The organism is Micromonospora sp. NPDC047670 (assembly GCF_043204915.1).
Classification (GTDB): Bacteria; Actinomycetota; Actinomycetes; order Mycobacteriales; family Micromonosporaceae; genus Micromonospora.
In genome coordinates this window covers 68,373-88,815 of sequence record NZ_JBIDDA010000013.1, presented here as the reverse complement: position 1 = coordinate 88,815, position 20,443 = coordinate 68,373, and the positions used below count along the sequence as shown (strand labels likewise).

Below are 20,443 nucleotides of genomic sequence, written 5' to 3'. Positions count from 1 at the left end.
CGTTAGTTTTCCGGAAATTGTTGCTCGCCGATGTGCGGCGCTGCCATACTCCACATCCACTGAGGTCGATGGCTACGGCCGGGCACCCCTCCGGCGCGCTCGGCCGAGCGGCTCGACCCCGGCACACCCCACCACGCCGTTCCGCGCCGCAGGGACGCGGACCGGCCCCAGAGAAGGAGCAACCATGTTCGAGAGGTGCCACCGGGACACCCGCCCCAGGTCGAGCCCTCGGGCGCGCGGCGCCCTGGTCCTCGCCGCCGTGGGCCTGCTCGCCGCGGCCGGCACGATGATCGTGCCCGGCGCGGCCAGCGCCGGGACCACGTTGGGCGCGTCCGCGGCGGAGCGCGGCCGCTACTTCGGCGCCGCCGTGGCCGCCAACAAGCTCGGCGACAACACCTACGTCACGATCCTGAACCGCGAGTTCAACTCCGTGACGCCCGAGAACGAGATGAAGATCGACGCCACCGAGCCGCAGCAGGGGCAGTTCACCTTCGCCAACGCGGACCGGATCGTCAGCCACGCCCGCAGCCGGGGCATGAGCGTACGCGGCCACACCCTGGCCTGGCACTCCCAGCAGCCCGGCTGGATGCAGAACATGAGCGGCAGCGCGCTGCGTCAGGCGATGCTCAACCACGTCACCCAGGTGGCCACCCACTTCCGCGGGCAGGTCGTGGCGTGGGACGTGGTGAACGAGGCGTTCGCCGACGGCAGCACCGGTGCCCGGCGCGACTCCAACCTGCAGCGCACCGGCAACGACTGGATCGAGGCCGCGTTCCGGGCCGCCCGCGCGGCGGATCCCGGCGCCAAGCTCTGCTACAACGACTACAACACCGACGACTGGACGCACGCCAAGACCCAGGCCGTCTACAACATGGTCCGCGACTTCAAGCAGCGCGGCGTGCCCATCGACTGCGTCGGCTTCCAGTCGCACTTCAACAGCGGCTCACCGTACCCGGGCAACTACCGCACCACGCTGTCCAGCTTCGCCGCGCTCGGCGTCGACGTGCAGATCACCGAGCTGGACATCGCCGGCGCGTCGCCCACCACGTACCGCAACGTGGTCAACGACTGCCTGGCCGTCTCCCGCTGCACCGGCATCACCGTCTGGGGCATCCGGGACAGCGACTCGTGGCGGGCCTCCGAGAGCCCTCTGCTGTTCGACAACAGCGGCAACCGCAAGCCCGCGTACGACGCGGTCCTCGCCGCTCTCAACGGCGGCACGGCCCCGCCGACCACCGCTCCGCCGACGACGGCCCCGCCGACGACCCCGCCGCCCGGTGGGGGCGGCTGCACCGCCACCCTGCGCGACGGCACCCGCTGGGCCGACCGGTTCAACAGCGAGGTGACGGTCAGCGGCGCGACCAACTGGACGGTCGTCGTCGCCGTGACGCCCCCGCAGAAGGTCTCCGCCACCTGGAACGGCACCCCGAGCTGGGACAGCAGCGGGAACGTCATGACCATGCGGTCGAACGGCAGCGGCAACGTCTTCGGGTTCACCACGATGGCCAACGGCAACTGGACGCGCCCGCAGGTGCGCTCCTGCACCGCGTCCTGACCGGCCCCTCGGGGACGACCGGACGACTCCGGGATGGCGACAGGCCCGTCGCCATCCCGGAGCAGTCCACCGCACCCACTGGCGATGGCCCCATTTACCTGACTAAGGTCAGGCTTTATGGACGCGGAACTCATCGCCGCCGTGCGGCGGTTCAACCGGACGGTGACCCAACGGGTGGGAGCCCTCGATGACGAGTACATGGCGCGCGGGCGCCCCCTCGCGCAGGCGCGGGTGCTCTGGGAGATCGGTCCTCGCGGCGCCGAGGTCGCGGCGCTACGGGCCCGGCTCGGACTGGACTCGGGGCACCTCAGCCGGCTGCTGCGCGCCCTGGAGACCGACGGACTCGTCACCGTCGGGCCGTCCGACCAGGTCGGCGGCGACGGGCGGGTGCGGGTCGCCACGCTCACCGGCACCGGCCGGGCGGAATGGTCCGAGCTCGACAAGCGCTCCGACGAGTTCGCCTCGTCCATCCTCGAACCGCTGACCGCGCAGCGCCGGCAGCGGCTCGTCGCGGCCATGGCCGAGGTCGAGCGGCTGCTCGTCGCCTCGATGGTGGTCATCGAACCCTGCCCGCCGGGCGACCCACGGGCCCGGGCGTGCATGCGGGCCTACGCCCGGGAGGTCGCCCGACGGTTCGACGACGGGTTCGACCCGGCCCGGAGCAACGCGGTCCACGACGAGGACCTCGTCCCGCCGGCGGGCGTGCTCCTGCTCGCCACCCTCAACGCCGAACCCGTCGGCTGCGGGGCGGTCAAGCTCCACCGCGACGCGCCGGCCGAGATCAAGCGGGTCTGGGTGGCGGACACCGTACGCGGGCTCGGGGTCGGCCGGCGGATGCTGGACGAGCTGGAACGACACGCCGTCGACCGGGGCTGGACCACCGTCCGACTGGACACCAACCGCAACCTCACCGAGGCGATCGCGATGTACCGCTCGGCGGGCTACCGCGAGGTCGAGCCGTACAACGCCGAGCCCTACGCGCACCACTGGTTCGAGAAGTGCCTGGCGCCGTGACCGCACAGCCGGCAGGACCACGCCGACCGCCCCGCCGCCACCCGCCCGGGCCCTGCTGGCGGCGTCAGCGCCGGTGCGGCGCGGACGACTCCGAGACCAGCGGGTCGTGCACGGCCCTGCGCACATGGCGGGTGCCGACGGCCTCGGCCAGCGTGAACGCGCTCAGGACGGCGGCGAGCAGGGCCAGCGACGCGAGCCGGGACACCGTGGTGGCCACGCCCAGTAGGACGGTCAGCGTCACCAGCGCGACCACCCGGCGGCCACGGACGCGGTGCCGGATGCGCCACCAGAAGGCCTTGTCGCCGAGGAGGAAGATGATCACACCGCCGTAGAGGGCCAGGTGGGACATGCTCCATCCGACGGGCCCCGCGATCCGCTCGATCTCCGCGACCGTCATGCGCAGCCCGAGCGCGACCAGCACGACACCGATGATCATCGGCAGGTGCGTGTACGTGTACGCCTCGAGCGCCAGTCGGCTGCGCCGGCCGTCCTGCAGGCTCTGCACGCCTCGCTGTCCCGCGGTGGCGTCGACGTCGAAGTACGCCCACCAGAGCATCGCGACCACCACCAGGCCGAGCACGGTGGCGACGACCATGGGCGCGGAGACCGCACGGTTGCTCACCGACGCGCCGGTCGAGATGATCGCGCCGCCGAGCGCGACGAGGATGAGCAGGCCGAACCGGTCGGCCCAGTGCTCGGCGGAGCGGACCGGCCAGTGCCGGGCGTTCAGCAGGTAGCCGCTGCCGAGGTCGACGACGATGGCGGTCGCCCAGAGTCCGGCGCGCACGGCCGCGTACGCCTCGGGATCGGCCGGCGGCTGCGGCACGGAGGCGGCGGCGTAGAGCAGCGCGAGCGCCACGGCGGCCGGCACCGCGAGCCGCACCAACTGGCCCCGGAACACCCGGTCGTTGCGGGCGAACATCCAGAACGCGGCGAAGTTCAGCGCCCGCACGACGCCGTAGCAGGTCACGAAGACCAGCGGCCCGCGCAGGCCACCGGGCAGGTCGGCGAAGATGACGGGCACGGCGACGGCGATCACCAGGATGCTCGCCGCGGCGGCGAGGAGCAGGAGCCGGCCCGCGGCGTTCTCCGTGCGGAACGCGCTGCCGAGCCAGGCGTAGGAGCACCACGCCCAGTAGAGCAGCGCGAGCACCGCCAGCCCCTCGGCCAGTCCGCGCCAGCCGGGTCGCGCGGTCATCAGCTCGGTGACCTGGATGAAGGCGTAGACGAAGACCAGGTCGAGGAAGAGTTCCTTGGGTGTGACCCCGCTGGAGCGCTCGGTGACCGGCTCGATCTTCCGGTGCAGCGACCGGTGCCGCACCCGGAAGACGGTGCGGTCGAGCAGGACCAGGCTGACCACCGCGGCGGCCAGCAGACCGAGTTCGACGACCACCGGTGCCAGCGCCGCGACCGGGGCGAGGACCAGCACCAGGACGAGGCCGACGATCGGCCCCCGGCCCCAGATGCCCATCGCCCGGCGTTCGAAGGCGATCAGGGCGAGCAGGTACAGCGCGACCCCGCCGTACAGGGCGAACAGGCCTAGCGCGGACTCCGACCGGACCGACTGGAACGCCACGCCGTTGAACGTGTGTTTCAGCCCGACGGAGAGCAGGGTCAGCCCGACGATCATCGGCAGGTGCACGTACGCGTACGCGTCACGGGCGAGCCGCGCGCGGGCGAGGCCGGACGCGTGTTCCAGCGCGTCCTCCGCCGAGAACCGGGCGATGTCGAAGTACGTCCACCAGAGGACGCCCACCAGCAGCATGCTGAGCACGGTGCCCCCGAGCACCCCCCAGCTGACCGGGGTGGCCGAGCCGACGCCCTGGCCCGTGCCGGCCGAGATGATGATCTCGCCGAACGCCACCAGGATGATCAGCTGGAACCGCTCGGTCCAGTGCTTGACGGAGCGGAGGCGCCACCAGATCATGCCGATGAGCCACGCGCCGACGTACTCGACGACGATGGCGGCCAGCACCAGCGCGAAACGGAGCCCCTCCCGGGCCTCCCCGCCGGCGCCGAACGCCTCGACGGGCAGCAGGCCCGCCGCCAGCAGCAACGGCGCGGCGGCGAGCGCGGGCCACCAGGCACGCAGGCGAACGCGGCGCACGGCGGGATCCCGCCAGACGGCGAGGGTCGCGACCAGCAGCGCGCCGCACCGCACGATCAGGTAGCAGACCACGAGGAGCAGCGGCCCGCGCAGCCCGCCCGGCTTGTCGGCGAACGCCTCCTGCAGGGTCACGCCGATGACCAGGATCACCGCCGCCAGCGCGAAGATGACCACCGGCATGATCCCCCGGTCCACGCGGACGGCGTTGCCGAGCCAGGCGTACGACATCCAGCACGCCCAGAGCAGCACCAGCAGCACCACGCCGTGCAGCAGGCTCTCGACGGTGAGGTTCGCCGCGGCCAGGTCGGAGACGGTGATGAACCCGAAGACGAAGATCAGGTCGAGGAAGAGTTCGAGCCGGCTGACCGCGCTGGACTCGCCGACCAGCTGGATCCGGCCGGCCGCCACCGTCGGCCCCTTCTCGGTCACCTCCTCACTCTGCCAAGGGCGGACGGGTCGGACAGCAGATCCGGAAAGCGCGGCTGCGCCCACTCCGTCTGTCCGGATCGCCGTGCTCTCCGGGACCGGCCGGCTCGTCGCCCGCCCGGCGCGGGGTGCCGGCGGCGCGACGGAGCGCGCTACCGCCAAAGATCGAGGTTCGTTGCTGTAGCGCGCGGCGCGTTCTCGGGGTAGAAACATGCCAGGCCGAGAGAGCGCTCTCACGCGGTGTTCCGGCCCGCGCGGCCATCCGACGAGGCAGGTCGACGACGACCACTTGCCGGCCGGCACGGCACGAGGGCCCTCGTGCCCGCCGCCGGGGCGCCTCCCCACGCAGCTCGCCGCGCCCGGAACAGCTCCCGGCCCGGCGGAGAGGACGAACCGCATGAGAACCCAGATCCTCGGCGGGCGACGGCGACTCGGCCGGGCGCTCGTGCTCGGCCTCGTGCTGACGACCGCCGCCGGCACGACCGGCACGGCCGCCGCCGGGCCGCCCCGACACGGCGCGCCCGACCTCGGGCCCCACGTGACGATCTTCGACCCGAGCATGCCGGTCGGCGAGATCCAGGCGACCCTCGACGCCGCCCACGCTCGGCAGGTCGACGACGAGATGGGCACCGGTCGGCACGCGTACCTCTTCATGCCCGGCGCCTACGGCACACCCGAGCAGCCGCTGCACGTGAAGGTCGGCTACCACACGGAGGTCTCCGGCCTGGGCGCCTCCCCCACCGACGTCGGGATCAACGGCAAGGTCGAGGTCTACAACCGCTGCCTCGCCGGCGGCGGCACGGGCAACTGCATCGCCCTGGTCAACTTCTGGCGCACCCTGTCCAACCTGTCGATCTCCGTCAACGCCACCGGCCAGGACGGCTGCCGGGCGTCGGCCAACTTCTGGGCCGTGTCCCAGGCGGTGTCGATGCGCCGCCTCGACATCCACGGCGGTGGGCTGTCGCTCATGGACTACTGCACCGCCGGCCCGCAGTACGCCAGCGGCGGCTTCATCGCCGACTCTCGGCTGCCCGCCATCACCAACGGCTCGCAGCAGCAGTGGCTGACCCGCAACAGCGAGATCGCCAGTTGGTCCAACGCGGTGTGGAACCAGGTCTTCGCGGGCACCGTGGGCGCCCCGGACGACGCCGGCTTCCCTGATCCGCCGTACACCACGCTCGACACCACTCCGCTCAGCCGGGAGAAGCCCTACCTGTACGTCGACGACCGGGGGAGGTACCACGTCCGCGTGCCCGCCGCCCGGCACGACAGCCGGGGCATCTCCTGGGGCGAGGGGATGACGCCGGGCCGGAGCATCCCGATCCGTGACTTCTTCGTCGCCCGGCCGTCCGACCCGGTGCACGTCATCAACAGTCAACTCGCGCGTGGCAGGCACCTGCTGCTCACGCCCGGCGTGTACGACATCGCGCGCAGCATCGAGGTCAGGCGGCCCGACACCGTGGTCCTCGGCCTCGGGCACGCGACGCTGACCGCGGTGAACGGCGCCGTCCCGCTGGACGTCGCCGGCGTCGCGGGCGTGGTCGTCGCCGGCGTCACCGTCGACGCCGGCGCCACCGAGTCACCGGTGCTGCTGCGGGTGGGGCGCGAACGCGGGCGCCACGCCAGCACCCCGCACAACCCGATCACGCTGTCCGACGTGTACTTCCGGGTCGGTGGGCCGCACGTCGGCAGGGCGGACACCGCGCTGGAGGTCAACGCCGACCACGTCCTCATCGACCACACCTGGGTGTGGCGCGGCGACCACGGCGTCGAGGGCTTCACCGAGGGCGTCAACGGCGACACCGAACGGTGGCGGACCAACACGGGCCGTCACGGCGCCGTCGTCAACGGCGACCACGTGACGGCGACCGGCCTGTTCGTCGAGCACTTCCAGCGGCACAACACGGTCTGGAACGGCGAACACGGCACGGTGGTCCTCTACCAGAACGAGCTGCCGTACGACCCGCCGACGCAGGCCGACTGGATGAACGGCGACGTCGAGGGCTGGGCCGGCTACAAGGTCGCCGACCGGGTGCGGCGCCACACCCTGCACGGCGGCGGGGTGTACGTGTTCAACCAGAACAACCCGACGATCCACACCGAGAACGGCTTCGAGGTGCCGGCGACCCCGGGCGTGCGGCTGCACCACGTCATGACGGTGAACCTCAGCGCCGGCACCATCGACCACGTGGTCAACGGCGTGGGCGCGGCGGCCGACACGACCCGGGTCGGCGCGCCGGTCTACCTGGCGCGGTATCCGGCGTCCTGAGGCGGCGGCGGGTCGGCACGGTCCGGAGACGTCGGGCCACGGCTCGTGCCGGCGAACCCGCCGGCGACCCACACGAGGGCCTTCGACGGCCGGCCGGGCGGGGTGACCGAGGTCGCCCGCCCGGCCGGCCGCGGACCCGGCGGCCCGGCTCGTCCTGACGTCAGCCGGCGCAGTTGTAGTTGCGCACCGGCTGGGTCAGCTTCTCCTGGGTGCCGAACTTCGCGTAGATCCGCATGTAGCACGGAAACTCGAGGTCGCCGTAGTAGCTCTGCACCTGGTTGTCGTAGTGCGTGGTGCCGCTGTCGGCGACCTGCCAGCTCCCCGCGTCGCCCGACTGGATCTCCCAGTAGACGTCGCCGGAGCAGCCCTGCAGCCCCTGCGAGTAGGCGATCATGTTGGCGCCGTTGTAGATCTCGGACTGCACGAGGGTGCAGCTCGCCGCCTGTGCCGGGGCGGCGGCGCCGGCTACCAGCCCCACGGCCAGCAGGGCCCCCGCTCCGACCGCTGACATCAGCTTGCGCATGACCAGTCTCCTCCATGGTGGACGGTAGGTGGTCCACAGGAGGTTAGTCGCTTTGGAGATTAGTTCCAAGGGGATCATCAATGGGGTCGGAAACTTTTATCGGCGGCCCGTCGACGGCGCCCGCCGCCGCTGCCCCACCCTCGCGTTCCGGACGGTGATCATGCGCCGTCGGCCGCCCCGAAGACGAGGTCGAGATGGGCGTCCAGCGCGGCCAGCGCCTGCTCCGCCGTGTAGTGACCGCCGAGCAGGTGGACGCCCAGCCCCTCCATCAGCGCCAGCACACCGGCCGCGTACTCGTCCCGGCGGGGGCCGGAGATGAGGTCGGCGACGAAGGCCCGCATCTGCTCGGTGTCCTCGCGCATGCCCGCGGCGACGTCCGGCCGCACCGCCGCGTACGCGAGGAACGCCAGGGCGACCCGCCCGTCGGCGAGCGACTCCTCGGACAGCGGCAGCAGCGCGGCGACCATCGTCCGGAGCAGCAGCCGGGGGGCCGGGGCCTCGCCGAGGCCGGCGATCGCGTCGGTGACCCGGGCCTGGCTGCGCTCCCGCACGACGGTCATGGCGAAGGCCATCATCTCGTCCTTGGTGCGGAAGTAGTGCTGGACCATCCCGGGCGACACGCCGGCCTCGGTAGCCACGTGGCGCAGGCTCACGGCCTCCACGCCCTGCCGCGCGGCGACGCGCATCAGCGCGGCCGCGATCAGCGTGCGCCGTTCGTGGCGGTCGACCTTCTTCGGCATGGGCTCAATGCTGTCATGGGCGGGCCGTGTCGCCGGCCACCGGCGGACCTCCGCCTTCGCCGCCGGCGGCGACCGCCGCTCCCCGCCCGCGTGCCGGAACCCGCTCCGGCACGGGTGCGGGATGGACGGTCACCGTGCCGGCGACGGCGTCCACCGTGACGAGCTGACCGGTCCGGATCCTGCGGGTGGCGTCCGGGACGCAGATGACGGCGGGAATGCCGTACTCCCGGGCGACCGTCGGGCCGTGCGCCATCACCGCCCCCGTCTCGGTGACCAGCGCGGCGGCCGTGAGGAACAGGGGTGTCCAACCCGGGTCGGTGGTAGGCGCGACCAGGACGTCGCCGGGTTCGATGTGGGCGGTGGCCGGGTCCAGGACGACCCGGGCGGGGCCGGTCGCCCTGCCCGCCGCCGCGCCCACACCCCGAAGGGCTTCGTCCGGAGCCGGCGCCGGCGCGAGGACGGCCTCGACGTCGGTGCCGTCGGAGAGCAGCGCCACCGGGACCACGGTGCGGCGCAGCTCCCGCCGGTACGTCGTGCGGCGCGCGGCGAGCGTCGACCGGTGGTCGGCGCCGTGGTGCACGGCCGCGTGCGCCTCGTCGAGGGTCAGGAACATGATGTCGCCGGGCTGCCCGAGCAGTCCGCGCTCCGCCAGCTCGGCTCCGACGAGCAGCAACTGCCGGCGCATCTCCCGCAGTCGGTAGAGCCCGGCGAACTTGCCGGCCTCCCGCAGGCCGGCCAGCATCCGCGCCCGGCGCAGGAGGAACCCGGCGATCCGGCCGCGCACCGGCCGGCGCCGGCGGGCCCGGACCACGAGCTCGGCGCAGGTGGCCTCGGCGGTCGCCGCGGCGCGGGCGAAGCGCCGGTCCGGGGCCTGCTCCGGATCGGTGACGCGCAGGTAGTTGGCGAGCATGGCGAAGACCGGCGCGGGGTCCTCGTCCCAGCGCGGCACCCCGAGATCGACCTCGGCGGCGGCGCGGTGACCGTAGCGGTCCAGGAACGCCGCCAGCCCGAAGTCGGGCAGCGTTCCCCGGGCGTACGCCGCGGCCAGGTCCTGCGGCGCAGTGGTGAGCAGCAGGTCGCGGTGCTCGCCGACCTGCCGGCTCAGCCGCCACAACGCCAGGTCCATCTCGATGGTGACGTTGTGCGGCATGCCGCCCAGCACGGTGTTGATCTCGTCGGGGTCGGCCACGCCCCGCAGCAGCGAGGCCGGCAGAGTGGCGGCGAGCATCCCGGCGACGATCGGCCAGACGATGTCGTCGGGTCCGGCCGACGGGTCCTCGTCCCGCACGTAACGCAGCCGATCGGCGGCGGTGTCCAGCCCGGCGGGGGCGACCGACCCGAGCCGGAGGCGTTCGACCTCCCGGAACAGCCGGGCGCGGGCGGCCTCCGGGCGGGCCAGCGCCCGCACGACTCCGGTGGCGGCGCGGGCGGCGGTCCGCAGGGCCGGGCCGGTGGCCGCACGGTCAGGACGGGCACGCGGCACCGGCGCGAAGCGTGGGTCCGCGAGCACGTGCTCCATCACCGCCTGCGCGCGCGGGCCGAAGTCCACCGCCATCAGCTTGACCAGCCGTTTGCGGGTGGACGGGTTGCGCGCGAGGTCGGTCAGGTCGCCGTACAGGCGCCCGCCGATGTCGGTGATTTCCACCGTCAGACCGAACGAGGCCAGCATGGCCGCCACCAGCGACTTCAGGCTGGACATGCCCATCGGGGTGGCGGGTTGCCGCATGCCCTGCACGTGACCGAACTCCAGGTAGACCCGGGGGGTCGGGCGCCCGGTCTCCGGCGGCAGCGGGAACAGCGTGGTGACCGGCCGCGACTGGAGCAGCCAGAGCAGGCCCTGCCGGTCGTACGCCCACTCGACGTCCTGCGGACCGCCGAACCGGTCCTGGAGGCGGCGTCCCGCGTCCCGCAGCTCGGCGAGCCGCGCCGAGTCGAGCAGCCCGTCGCCGACCGGCGGTGATCCGTCGAGGACGTACCGCTCGACTGCGGCGCTGCCGTCCACGACGGCCGCGCCGGAACCCGCGGCCGCCTCCACCATCACCTCGGTGCGGCAGCCGGTGAGCGGGTTGGCGGTGAACAGCACACCCGCGGCCGCCGGGTCGACCATGCGTTGCACGACGACGGCCATCCGCGCCGACGCGTGGTCGATGCCGTGGGCGTCCCGGTAGGCGACGGCCCGGGCGTCGTGCAGCGAGCGCCAGCATTCCTCGATCGCCCGGAGGAGGTCGGCGATCCCGGTGACATCGAGGAAGGTGTCCTGCTGGCCGGCGAAGCTGGCGTCCGGAAGGTCCTCCACGTTCGCGCTGGAGCGCACCGCGACCGGTCCCCCGCCGAGCCGCTCGTACGCCTGCGCGACCTCGGCCGCCGGCACCACGCCGAGCTCGTGGGCGGCCGTGGTGACGCAGAAGCCGTCCGGGACCCGCTCGCCCGACCGCGCCATCTCCCCCAGCCGGGCCGCCTTGCCGCCCACCAGGTCGACCATGTCCCCGGTCACCTCGGACAACGCGATCACACGCATGGACACTCCTTTGCAATACAACTGCACTGCCAAAGACAGTACGTCGTTTGCAATGCAAGTGCAATGTCAAGCGCCCGGAGCCGACTCGCGGCGGGCGGAACCACCCCGGCCACGGCCGGGGCGCGCGACCCGAGCCGACGCCGCGAACGAGCCGGAACGCCGACCGCCCCGCCCCCGGGTCGCCGGGGGCGGGGCGGAGCGGTCGGTACGGCGGAGCGGGGCGGCCGGGACCCCGACGCCGTCAGCGGCGGTCGGCCGGCCGGCGGGTCAGCACCACACCGAGGGCGATCATGCCGAGGCCGAGGACGAGGTGCAGCCAGTTGTCGGCGCCGTTCAGCGGGACGAAGTTGGCGCTACTGGAGTGGTCGACGACCAGACCGTAGAGCCAGAGCACCAGGTAGACGGCGCCGCCCCCGATCAGGTAGGCGCGGGCGCCCGAGACCGTGCGGGCCAGGACGAGCCCGGCCACGCCGAACGCGAGGTGGACCAGGTTGTGCAGGATCGACACCTGGAACAGACCGAGCAGCTTCGCCTCGGACTCGTGCCCGGCGAACATCATCGTGTCGTAGTTGCTGGTGACTCCCGGGATGAAGCCGAGCAGACCGACGAGCACGAAGACCGCGCCCACCACCTGGGCGGCGGTGCGTACGGGGTGCTTGCCGGTCGTCGCGGCGCCGGGGCCTGAGCGGGTGACCATGTCATCTACCTCCGTCGAAGAAACCGTCAGCTCATGTCCCCCCGACGCACCCGCACCAAACCCGACGAAAGCGCCATCGCGGGATCGCCGAAGCCGACACCGGACAGGCGCGTGTAGGAATCCTTCCAATCATCCATTGACTTCGATGATTTACGCCACAACAATCACCTCTTACATCGATGAATATCGTTGTTGATCGGATCTGGAGAGGAGGTATCCGTGGTTGCTCTGCGAGGCGAGGTGTCGTGGTTCTGCTGCGGCAACGCCTGGGGACCCTGCGGCACGGCCGGCGGTGGCGCCTGCGGCACCTGTTCGTCCGGCAACTACCAGCACGCCTGGCCGAACACCTCCGACGCGTGCCTGGCCATCACCCGGCCGCACGTGTGCGGGATCAGCGGGATGAGCCGCCGCGGCTGCGGCTTCCGGCACTACACCACCAACCTCTGCAACGGCGCCCGGGTCGGCACCGCCATCGCCGACTGCGGCCCGCAGACCGACCTGTTCTGCGGCGAGCGCACGTGCTGCGGCTCGGCCTGCGGCAGCAACCGGATCATCGACCTGACGCCCGCCGCGTACAGCGCGATCGCCAGTCTCTCCACCGGGCTGCGGCCCTGCTCGGTCGACGCCGTCTGAACGGGAGGACCCATGGACCAGACCCTGAGGCGCCGGCGACTGCTCGCCACCGCCGCGCTCGGCGGAGTGGTGGGCGCCACCGGACTCGGCTCGCTCGCCCCCGAGACGGCCTTCGCCACCGAGGCCGCGACCGTCGAGCCCGGCACGCCGGACCCGAACTTCGCCGAGGGCCGGATCAGCACGATCTCCGGAAACATGCTGCTCGTCACCGGCTCGGACACCGTGCTGCACTCGATCCGGATCACCGACGGCACGAGCATCTGGAAGCTGCACCCGACCACGTTCGACCGGGTCGCCGTCGGTGACGGGCTCTACGCCCGCGGCGTGCGCCTGCCCGACGGCACGCTCGCCGCGGACGCCGTCTGGGTCAACATCGTCAACCTGCACGGACACATCGCGGCGGTCGGTCGCAACGTGCTGCACCTCGACCACAAGGGCCGCCGGATCGTCGCGCACGTCGTGCCGGACCGCTCCGCCGCGGTCTACAACGGCACTCCCGCCGTTAGCGACATGTCGCTGCTGCGGGTCGGCCGACACGTGCAGGTGCTCGGCGCCTGGCACCCGGACACCAACGAGATCGACATCGCCACCGTCTACGCCGCCGCCTGACGGCGCGGCCCCCGGGCGGTACGCGTCGGCGAGCCGCCCGGGGATCGCCCGCCGGACCACCCGATGGAGACCCCATGATCGACTTGATCGCGGCGCTGCAACCGCTGGTCGTCGGCGCGGTGTTGATCTGCTCCGCCCGCGTGAAACTCCTCAGCCGGCACGCCGCCGCCGCGGCCGGCCGGTCGGCGCTCGTCCGCCTGCTCGGGCAGCACCGGGCGTTGCCCGCGTACCGGCTGCTCGGCGCCGTCGAGCTGACCCTCGGCGCGCTGCTCGTGCTGCCGCCCGCCCGGCCCGGGGAGGCGGCCGCGGCGACGATGCTGGCGGCCGGCTTCGTCGCCTATCTCGCGTACTCCCGCCGGGCCGCCCCCGCCTCCTCCTGCGGGTGCCTGAGCGCCCGGGCCACCCCGGTCTCCGGCCGCGGCCTGGCCCGGGCCGGGCTGCTGCTGGCGGCGGGCGCGCTGGCGGGGCTGGCCGGCGGCGGCTGGGCGAGCGCGCTCGCCGGGCAGCCGGTGGCCGGCGGCGCGGTGCTGATCGCCGAGCTGGCCGCGGTGGTGGCGCTCTCGCCGGAGCTGGACGCGGCCTGGCTGCTGCCGCTGCGCCGGTTGCGCGCCCGGCTCACCCACCCGCTGCGCGGCGGCACCGGCGTGCCGTTGTTGGCCACCGTGCAGCAACTCCAGCTCAGCGACGCCTACCGGCGGGTGGCCCCGCTGCTCCGCTCCGACGTGCGGGAGCACTGGGACGACGGCGACTGGCGCTTCGTCGGGCACGCCGCGCGCTACCAGGGCCGCCCGGCGACCGCGGTGTTCGCCGTGCCGTTGGCCGACCGGGAGCCCGACGCCGTCCGCGTCGCCGTGGTCGACGACGCCACCGGGCACACTCTGCTCAGTCTCGCTGCCCCGCCGTCGCCCGCCGGCCCCCGGCTCTCCGTCGCGCCGGTGTGACGCCACACCGGGGCGCGCGGCGGGCGACCGGTGCCGGCCTGGTCGTGGCCCGGCCTGGTCGCCGCTGGGCCCGCTCGTGACTCCGGCCGGGTCGCGGCGTCATCCGGCCGACCGGGTGCGGCGTCGAACGGTCGTCGGCGGACGGCGGCGGCCGAGCCCGACCGGGCCGCGACCGGCACGACCGGGGCGGCGCACTCAGTCGGCGGTCAGCCAGGCGCGGATCTCGTCGCCGTGCTCGTCCAGGCGGGGCGGCGGCAGGTCGTACCGGGGCGGGGTGGCGGAGAGGCCGACCGGGTTGCGGATGCCGGGCACCCCGCCGACGGTGACCACCGGATCGAGCCCGAGTTCCCGGGCCAGGGCGACGCCGCCGTCGACCGTGTTGATCGGGGCACACGGCACGCCCGCCGCGCGCAGGTCCCGGAACCACTCGTCGCGGGTCCGCCGGGTTAGTCGGTCGGCCAGGATCGGGCGCAGGGCCCCGCGGTTGGCCGTGCGGTCGGGGTTGTGCCGGAACCGGGGGTCGTCGGCCAGTTCGGGCACGCCCAGCACCTGGCACAGCCTGCGGAACTGGCCGTCGTTGCCGGCGATGACGACGAGTTCGCCGTCGGCGGCCGGCATCGGCTCGTACGGGAAGAGGCTCGGGTGGGCGTTGCCCATCCGGAACGGCGCCGCGCCGCCGGCGACGTGGCCGCTGGCGTGGTTGACCAGACCGGAGAGGGCCGACGAGAGCAGGTCCACCTCGACGTGCTGGCCGACGCCGCTGCGTTCGCGATGGTGCAGGGCAGCGAGGATGCCGAGGGCGGCGTGCAGCCCCGCCATCACGTCGAACACCGCGACGCCGGCCTTGTACGGCGGACCGTCCGGCTCGCCGGTGAGGCTCATCAGGCCCGACGCGGCCTGGACCATGAGGTCGTAGCCGGGCAGGTCCGCCCCGGCACCGGTGCCGAAGCCGCTGATCGAGGCGTAGACGATCCGTTTGTTGGTGGCCACGACGCTGTCGTAGTCGAGGCCGAAGCGGCGCAGACCGCCGGGGCGGAAGTTCTGGATCATGACGTCGGCCCGGCCGGCGAGTCGCCGGGCGAGGTCGAGGTCGACGGGATCGGTGAGGTCGAGGACCACCGAGCGCTTGTTGCGGTTGACGCCGAGGTAGTAGGTGGACGTCCCCTCGCGCACCGGCGGCATCCACGCACGGGTGTCGTCCCCGGCGGGTCCCTCCACCTTGACCACTTCGGCGCCCAGATCGGCGAGGAGCATGGTCGCGTACGGCCCGGCCAGGATCCGCGAGAAGTCCGCGACGAGAACGCCGCCCAGCGGCCCGGCTCCTTGCTCCCCCACTGCTCCTCCTCTGTCCCGCCGCACCGGTCGCCGTCCCCGTCGTCCCCGGCAGGCGCGCTCACGCGCCGCCGGGCGCGGCCACCCCTGCCCGGCTGGCCGCTCGGGGAACGACAACGATGGCACAGCCGCCGTGCCCGGCGTGGGTCGCCCCGGGGCGCCACCCTGCTCCCCGACCGCTGGCCCGACCGGCTGCTGACCGGTCCGTCAGTCGACCGATCCCGCGGGCGCTGGACGGACCGGCCACGGTGGACACATCCGACGGCCGCGGCCATCGACCGGCGGTGCCGACCCACCGGTCGGTCAGTCGTGATGCCAATAGACGACTCTCCCCTTGCCGGCCCACCGCCGCGATCCCGAAGGTTGCCCCTGAGGACGCCAGTCACCCACCGGCGACCCGGGCAGCACCGACGCGCTCGTGCCGGGCACCGAGACGCGGTCGGAACCGCGCGGCTCCGACCGGTGGGTGACGACCGGAAAAGGGGGGAACACCACCGATGGACACCGCCAGCATCGACGTCGAGTACCTGGTGGCCACGTTCGAGGAGGACGACGACCCGGAACAGTTGATCGGCGACGCCGTCGACTACGACCTGATCGCCGCCCTGGCAGAGGAGGAGTGACGGTGGGCGTGCACCTGGCCCCGACGCTCCGCGTGCTGCGCGAGGAGATCAATACCCGCTGGCCGCACCGGGACAGGGCCTCGGACGGGTGGATCGGCGACGCGGCCCACCAGGCCCGCAGGTCCGACCACAACCCGGACGCCGACGACCGCTCGGTCAACGCGGCGGACTTCGACATCGACGGGATCGATCCGCTGCTGGTCGTCCGGCACTGCATCGAGCACCCGTCCACCCAGTACGTGATCTACAACCGGCTGATCTGGAGCCGTACCCGGGACTTCCGGGCCGCGCGTTACACCGGCTCCAACCCGCACACCAAGCACCTGCACGTCAGCGTCAGCCACACCCGCGCCCTGGAGGACAGCCTGCGGCCGTGGGGCATCGCCACGGCGCGGGCCGCCAGACTCGGTGACCGGGTCCTGCGGGCGGGCTGCAAGGGAAGCGACGTGCGGGAACTACAGACCCTCGCGAACCGGCTGGGCGCCCGGCTGTCCGCCGACGGGGAGTTCGGGCCGAAGACCGCCGCGTGGATCCGGTCCTTCCAGAAGGCGAGGAAGCTGGTCATCGACGCGGTCGTCGGCCCGAAGACCCTCGCCGCCCTCCGGGCGGCCACCCGGCCCCCGGCCCCGCAGCCGGCGGCCCGGGCCCCGGGGTCGCGCACCGTCCGCGTCGGCAGCACCGGAGAGGACGTGGCGTACGTCAAGCGGTTCGTCGGCGCGCGGCGCTGCGGGCCGCCTGGCCTCCGCTTCGACGCGAAGACCGAGGCGGGGGTCCGCTGGTACCAGCGGATGCGCGGGCTCACCGACGACGGCATCGTCGGCCGGCTCACCTGGGCCGAGATGGGCGTACGCGTCACCTACTAGTCAGCGGCGCGGGGCCGGGCGCACCGGTCCCGCGCCGCCCGGGTTCCCGGTCGACCGACGACGCGGCGAACTCCGACAGGCCGGCAAGGTCGTCGCGGCCGGGTGCCGGCGGCCTTGCCCGCCCCGCCTCCCCTCAGGCCGACGCGGCGATGACCAGCGCTGCTCCGACCACGGGCGGTTCAAAACCTCGTTCACACCGAAGAGGTCACTGGTCGGTCCCAGGATCGCCTACACAGCCAGAGGCCCCGATCACATTGACGATCAGGTCCCCTTTCATTCCTGATGACTGACTGAGCGAATGCTATGGGCTCACCTCGGCGGCGGGGGAGTGAGCCAGGCGAGGGGTTGTCCGCTGAGAGCGGCGTCGGCGAGGCGGTGGGCGCTGGCGGTCTTGAGTGCCGCTCGTGAGCTGTCGATCCAGCGCTGGACGTTGTCGACGCCCTGATGGCGGTATTCAACCGCTTGGACGAGGCATTCCAGCTTGTCAGCGTCGCGAGCGACGACGGCTTCTGGTGTCTCACCCGCCTCGTATTCGGCGACGGCTGCGGTGATGGCGTCGGCGACGGCTGGTGGGCAGTCGGCGACCTGGTCGGCGGTGACGGTGGTGTTGGGTACGGGGGTGAGGTAGCGCTTGGCTATGTGCGGGATGTCGGTGATCCGGGTTTCCTGGGTGTCGTGCAGGACGCAGAGCATTGACACGCGGGCCGGGTCGGCGCCTTCCATGGCGGCGAGCATCATTCCGATGAGCGCCGTGCGGAAGGAGTGGTCGGCGATGGACTCGGGGTGGTTGACGCCGGCGAACCACCAGCCGGTGCGGGCAGCGCGTTTGAGGACGCCGGCTTCGAAGATGAAGCTCATTGCTCCGGTGGCGTCGTGGTCGTCGGTCATCTGCCCGTCCCTGTGCCGGTGAGTCCGTCCGCCCGCAGGCTGTAGACGATTGAGGTTAGTTCCTGCCGCGACTGTGCGGAGGTCCGGTCACTGTCCAGGAGCGGGATACAGCGATCCAGGAGTGCGCGAGTCGCGGCGGGGTTGTCGAGAGCGAGACCGCGCCGTGCGGCACCCCGCCTGGGCCGGCACGGCCAACGGCACCGAGGTCAACCTCGTCAGTTGCAACGGCAACCCGGCGCAACGCTTCACCCTCAACGCCGCCGGTGACCTGGTCAACCTCAACGCCAACCGCTGCGTCGACGTGCGGGACTGGGTCGCCACCAACGGCGGCCGGCTCCAACTGTGGGACTGCACCGGCGGCGCCAACCAGAAGTGGTCCCGCGCCTGACCCTCCCGCGGCACACCGTCGTCGCCGCACGGCGCGAGAGGGCAGGAGGAGAGCGCCACGGGGCCGCCCCCGAGCAGGTGGGCGGCCCCGCCGGAATCGGACCCCCCGGACACGCTCCCGCCGCGACACCACGGGCACCGGCCCGACCGCGACACGCACTTCCCGGAGAGGTCCGAGAACCGCGGGTGAGCTAGGCAAAACAGGCGCGGCTCGATAGCGTGCCGGTACCCCGCCGGCAACGAAGGTGTTTCGCGACGCGATGATCACAGCGATCGAGCCCGAGCTCGTCCACCGGGCTGCCCGGGGCGACCGCGCGGCCGTCGCGTCCCTGCTCAGCGACATCCGCCCGGGCCTGGTGCGCTACTGCCGGGCCCGGCTCGGCCGGGTCGGGGGCGCGTACGTGACCGCCGACGACGTCGCCCAGGAGATCTGCCTCGCGGTGCTGCGGGCACTGCCGCGCTACCGCCGGCAGGGCACGCCCTTCGCGGCCTTCGTCTACGCCATCGCCGGGCACAAGGTCGCCGACGCGCAGCGCGCGGCCGTGCGGGCGGCCGCCGTCACCGTCACCGACACGCCGCTCGACCGGCCGGACGCCGAGCCCGGCCCCGAGCAACAGGCTCTGGCCAGCGACCTTGCCCGCCGACTGTCGTCGCTGCTCGACCGCCTGCCCGACATGCAGCGGGAGATCGTCGTGCTCCGGGTGGCGGTCGGCCTGTCCGCCGAGGAGGTAGGCACGCTCGTCGGCATGTCCGCCGCGGCCGTCAGGGTGGCCCAGTCCCGGGCTCTCGCACGCCTCCGTACCCTGGCGGCCGACGCACTCAACGAGGTGGCGGCATGAGCGAGCACCGGCCGGACGGCGGCGAGGAGCTGGACCTGGCGACCGTCGCCCGGGACGACCAGTTGCTCGACGCGCTCGGCCGTGGCGAGCCGGGGCCGGCCGACGACGACCTCGCCGCGATGCTGTCCGCCTGGCGGAGCGACATCGACGCCGACAGCCACGGGAGCGCAGACCTTCCGCGGGTCGCCGCCGAACCCGGCCGCCCCGTCGGGCCCGCCGCCGACCTCCCGCCGGTGAGCACGGCAGCACGGTCGGCGCCGCTCGGACGACGGGTTCTGCGTCTCGCGGCCGCCGTCATCGCCGTTTCCGCCATCGTGGCCGGGCTGGGGGTCGGCAGCAGGAACGCCGGGCCGACGAGCGCGCTGTGGTCCTTGACCAGAGTGCTCTATCCCCAGCAGGCGGACGTGCGGCTCGTCGAGGACACCATCCGACGCGCGCGTTCCGCTGCCACCGCCGGTCGCTTCGACGAGGCCCGGGGTCTGGTCGATCAGGCGCGCAGGGAGCTGGCCTCGGTCGACGACCCCGCCGCCCTCGATCGCCTGGACGCCGAGGTCGACGCCCTGCACCGCGAGTTGCTCGACGCGGTGCCGACGCCCGGCGCTCCGTCGGCGGGCGCCTCGACGCCGCCAGGGGGGAATGGGACGCCGACACCCACCAGGCCCAGCCCTTCGCGATCCGCGCCACCACCCGCACCCGGCCACTCCACCACCCCGCACGTCGTCGTGCCCCTGCCCGGGCCGCCCAGGCCCCACCCGAACGCGGACTCGAAGCCGCCGACGCTCACGCCGTCGCTGCCCGGGCTGCCCGTCGCCACGGGCGGCATCCTCGACTAGGCTCCGGGCCCATCGGCGCGCCCACCGGGTTCCGGGCACCGTCACCGCTGTCCCGGCTGAGCTGAGACCGCCGACCCGGGCGGCCGGGTCACCGGTCGTCGTCCTCCGGACGGCCGCTGGGTCGGTCGGGGCGTAGCGCTCCGGGTGCGGACGAGACGTCGGGGCTGTCCTGCCGGGTCAGACACGTGGCGACGGTGGCGGTGACCCCGTGCAGCCGCCGGGTCAGAACGAGCCCCTCGGCCAGCCGGTGCGCCAACCACAGGCCCCGACCGCCGACGACGTCGGCAGCGGGCAGCCGCACCGGCAGGCTGCCGGTGGCCGGGCCCTGGTCGGTGATCTCGCAGATCAGGAGGTCGTCCTGGCAGCGCAGGTCGAGGCGGCCGTGGCCGCCGCCGTGCCGCACGGCGTTGGTGACCAGCTCGTGCACGGCCAGGACGAAGTCGTAACCGACGTCTCCCGTGAGCCCCGCGGCGGTCACCGCGGCCTGCAGCCGGTGGCGGAGGGCGGTCACCGTGGCGGCCGTGAAGTCCTGCGAGATCAGCTCGGTGGCGGGGGCAGGGACTGACGCCGGATCAACCGGTTCGGAATTTGCGGCGTCGTCGCTCACGGTCGCAGGTTACCGACCCTGGAGATTTCCGCGACCCTT

Annotated in this window: 18 protein-coding genes and 2 pseudogenes; 11 read left to right on the top strand and 9 right to left on the bottom strand. The window is 73.2% G+C overall.

Features of this window, described 5'->3' with window-relative positions; genetic code table 11:
• Positions 1-184: 184 nt before the first annotated feature.
• Positions 185-1,555, top strand: coding sequence for an endo-1,4-beta-xylanase (locus ACGF7U_RS25630; RefSeq protein WP_393110753.1), 1,371 nt, complete (start codon positions 185-187; stop codon positions 1,553-1,555).
• Positions 1,556-1,672: 117 nt separating this feature from the next.
• Entirely contained in the window at positions 1,673-2,569 is an 897-nt protein-coding gene (locus ACGF7U_RS25625; RefSeq protein ID WP_393110751.1) for a GNAT family N-acetyltransferase, read from the top strand.
• A gap of 64 nt (positions 2,570-2,633) precedes the next feature.
• Here ACGF7U_RS25625 and ACGF7U_RS25620 read toward each other — a convergent pair whose 3' ends face one another.
• Positions 2,634-5,105 (bottom strand): low temperature requirement protein A, encoded by a 2,472-nt coding sequence (locus ACGF7U_RS25620; protein ID WP_393110749.1) that lies wholly within the window; start codon positions 5,103-5,105, stop codon positions 2,634-2,636.
• Between the two features lie 394 nt (positions 5,106-5,499).
• Here ACGF7U_RS25620 and ACGF7U_RS25615 point away from each other — a divergent pair, with 394 nt between their 5' ends.
• Complete coding sequence (locus ACGF7U_RS25615; RefSeq protein ID WP_393110747.1) at positions 5,500-7,371, top strand: adenylyl cyclase; 1,872 nt, start codon at positions 5,500-5,502, stop codon at positions 7,369-7,371.
• A gap of 160 nt (positions 7,372-7,531) precedes the next feature.
• Here ACGF7U_RS25615 and ACGF7U_RS25610 read toward each other — a convergent pair whose 3' ends face one another.
• The 4 genes from ACGF7U_RS25610 to ACGF7U_RS25595 form a co-directional block, all read right to left on the bottom strand.
• Positions 7,532-7,894 (bottom strand): hypothetical protein, encoded by a 363-nt coding sequence (locus ACGF7U_RS25610; RefSeq protein ID WP_393110745.1) that lies wholly within the window; start codon positions 7,892-7,894, stop codon positions 7,532-7,534.
• A 158-nt stretch (positions 7,895-8,052) separates the two neighbouring features.
• Positions 8,053-8,634, bottom strand: coding sequence for a TetR/AcrR family transcriptional regulator (locus ACGF7U_RS25605; RefSeq protein ID WP_393110743.1), 582 nt, complete (start codon positions 8,632-8,634; stop codon positions 8,053-8,055).
• Between the two features lie 13 nt (positions 8,635-8,647).
• On the bottom strand, positions 8,648-11,152 hold the full coding sequence (locus ACGF7U_RS25600; RefSeq protein ID WP_393110741.1) for a PEP/pyruvate-binding domain-containing protein: 2,505 nt from the start codon (positions 11,150-11,152) through the stop codon (positions 8,648-8,650).
• A gap of 241 nt (positions 11,153-11,393) precedes the next feature.
• Positions 11,394-11,849: a DUF4383 domain-containing protein gene (locus ACGF7U_RS25595; RefSeq protein WP_393110739.1), complete on the bottom strand. Its 456-nt coding sequence runs from the start codon at positions 11,847-11,849 to the stop codon at positions 11,394-11,396.
• A 219-nt stretch (positions 11,850-12,068) separates the two neighbouring features.
• Between ACGF7U_RS25595 and ACGF7U_RS25590 the strand changes: the two genes are divergently transcribed.
• From ACGF7U_RS25590 to ACGF7U_RS25580, 3 genes are all read left to right on the top strand, one after another.
• The gene (locus ACGF7U_RS25590) at positions 12,069-12,482 is read left to right on the top strand and encodes a hypothetical protein (RefSeq protein WP_393110737.1); all 414 of its coding nucleotides are present in this window, start codon (positions 12,069-12,071) and stop codon (positions 12,480-12,482) included.
• A 12-nt stretch (positions 12,483-12,494) separates the two neighbouring features.
• Positions 12,495-13,091, top strand: coding sequence for a cell wall protein (locus tag ACGF7U_RS25585; RefSeq protein WP_393110735.1), 597 nt, complete (start codon positions 12,495-12,497; stop codon positions 13,089-13,091).
• A 74-nt stretch (positions 13,092-13,165) separates the two neighbouring features.
• Positions 13,166-14,032: a MauE/DoxX family redox-associated membrane protein gene (locus ACGF7U_RS25580; protein WP_393110733.1), complete on the top strand. Its 867-nt coding sequence runs from the start codon at positions 13,166-13,168 to the stop codon at positions 14,030-14,032.
• Between the two features lie 195 nt (positions 14,033-14,227).
• Here ACGF7U_RS25580 and ACGF7U_RS25575 read toward each other — a convergent pair whose 3' ends face one another.
• Positions 14,228-15,367, bottom strand: coding sequence for a CaiB/BaiF CoA transferase family protein (locus tag ACGF7U_RS25575; protein WP_393110731.1), 1,140 nt, complete (start codon positions 15,365-15,367; stop codon positions 14,228-14,230).
• A gap of 494 nt (positions 15,368-15,861) precedes the next feature.
• Between ACGF7U_RS25575 and ACGF7U_RS25570 the strand changes: the two genes are divergently transcribed.
• Complete coding sequence (locus ACGF7U_RS25570) at positions 15,862-15,987, top strand: hypothetical protein (RefSeq protein WP_393110729.1); 126 nt, start codon at positions 15,862-15,864, stop codon at positions 15,985-15,987.
• 2 nt (positions 15,988-15,989) lie between these two features.
• A complete protein-coding gene (locus ACGF7U_RS25565; RefSeq protein ID WP_393110727.1) occupies positions 15,990-16,850 on the top strand; it encodes a peptidoglycan-binding protein in 861 nt (286 codons plus the stop codon).
• 309 nt (positions 16,851-17,159) lie between these two features.
• Here ACGF7U_RS25565 and ACGF7U_RS25560 read toward each other — a convergent pair whose 3' ends face one another.
• Together ACGF7U_RS25560 and ACGF7U_RS25555 are read right to left on the bottom strand one after the other, a co-directional pair.
• Complete coding sequence (locus ACGF7U_RS25560; protein WP_350685217.1) at positions 17,160-17,738, bottom strand: HD domain-containing protein; 579 nt, start codon at positions 17,736-17,738, stop codon at positions 17,160-17,162.
• Positions 17,735-17,908, bottom strand: a pseudogene (locus ACGF7U_RS25555) (transcriptional regulator); the annotation flags it as partial. The pseudogene ACGF7U_RS25555 and the gene ACGF7U_RS25560, both read right to left, overlap by 4 nt.
• A 2-nt stretch (positions 17,909-17,910) precedes the next feature.
• Between ACGF7U_RS25555 and ACGF7U_RS25550 the strand changes: the two are divergent.
• The 3 genes and pseudogenes from ACGF7U_RS25550 to ACGF7U_RS25540 form a co-directional block, all read left to right on the top strand.
• Positions 17,911-18,126, top strand: a pseudogene (locus ACGF7U_RS25550) (ricin-type beta-trefoil lectin domain protein); the annotation flags it as partial.
• 259 nt (positions 18,127-18,385) lie between these two features.
• Positions 18,386-18,964 (top strand): RNA polymerase sigma factor ShbA, encoded by a 579-nt coding sequence (shbA, locus tag ACGF7U_RS25545; protein WP_393110725.1) that lies wholly within the window; start codon positions 18,386-18,388, stop codon positions 18,962-18,964.
• On the top strand, positions 18,961-19,797 hold the full coding sequence (locus ACGF7U_RS25540) for an anti-sigma-D factor RsdA (protein ID WP_393110723.1): 837 nt from the start codon (positions 18,961-18,963) through the stop codon (positions 19,795-19,797). The genes shbA and ACGF7U_RS25540 overlap by 4 nt, the downstream gene beginning before the upstream one ends.
• Before the next feature lie 88 nt (positions 19,798-19,885).
• On the opposite strand, the gene ACGF7U_RS25535 is transcribed toward ACGF7U_RS25540, so the two are convergent.
• Entirely contained in the window at positions 19,886-20,404 is a 519-nt protein-coding gene (locus ACGF7U_RS25535; RefSeq protein WP_393110721.1) for an ATP-binding protein, read from the bottom strand.
• Between the last annotated feature and the right edge of the window lie 39 nt (positions 20,405-20,443).

Excerpts from the sequence above, each read along its gene's own strand:
- ACGF7U_RS25605 (WP_393110743.1), bottom strand. The coding sequence starts at position 8,634 with ATGCCGAAGAAGGTCGACCGCCACGAACGGCGCACGCTGATCGCGGCC.
- ACGF7U_RS25630 (WP_393110753.1), top strand. The coding sequence starts at position 185 with ATGTTCGAGAGGTGCCACCGGGACACCCGCCCCAGGTCGAGCCCTCGG.
- ACGF7U_RS25585 (WP_393110735.1), top strand. The coding sequence starts at position 12,495 with ATGGACCAGACCCTGAGGCGCCGGCGACTGCTCGCCACCGCCGCGCTC.
- ACGF7U_RS25615 (WP_393110747.1), top strand. The coding sequence starts at position 5,500 with ATGAGAACCCAGATCCTCGGCGGGCGACGGCGACTCGGCCGGGCGCTC.
- shbA (WP_393110725.1), top strand. The coding sequence starts at position 18,386 with ATGATCACAGCGATCGAGCCCGAGCTCGTCCACCGGGCTGCCCGGGGC.
- ACGF7U_RS25560 (WP_350685217.1), bottom strand. The coding sequence starts at position 17,738 with ATGACCGACGACCACGACGCCACCGGAGCAATGAGCTTCATCTTCGAA.
- ACGF7U_RS25595 (WP_393110739.1), bottom strand. The coding sequence starts at position 11,849 with ATGGTCACCCGCTCAGGCCCCGGCGCCGCGACGACCGGCAAGCACCCC.
- ACGF7U_RS25570 (WP_393110729.1), top strand. The coding sequence starts at position 15,862 with ATGGACACCGCCAGCATCGACGTCGAGTACCTGGTGGCCACGTTCGAG.
- ACGF7U_RS25625 (WP_393110751.1), top strand. The coding sequence starts at position 1,673 with ATGGACGCGGAACTCATCGCCGCCGTGCGGCGGTTCAACCGGACGGTG.
- ACGF7U_RS25610 (WP_393110745.1), bottom strand. The coding sequence starts at position 7,894 with ATGCGCAAGCTGATGTCAGCGGTCGGAGCGGGGGCCCTGCTGGCCGTG.
- ACGF7U_RS25580 (WP_393110733.1), top strand. The coding sequence starts at position 13,166 with ATGATCGACTTGATCGCGGCGCTGCAACCGCTGGTCGTCGGCGCGGTG.
- ACGF7U_RS25540 (WP_393110723.1), top strand. The coding sequence starts at position 18,961 with ATGAGCGAGCACCGGCCGGACGGCGGCGAGGAGCTGGACCTGGCGACC.
- ACGF7U_RS25600 (WP_393110741.1), bottom strand. The coding sequence starts at position 11,152 with ATGCGTGTGATCGCGTTGTCCGAGGTGACCGGGGACATGGTCGACCTG.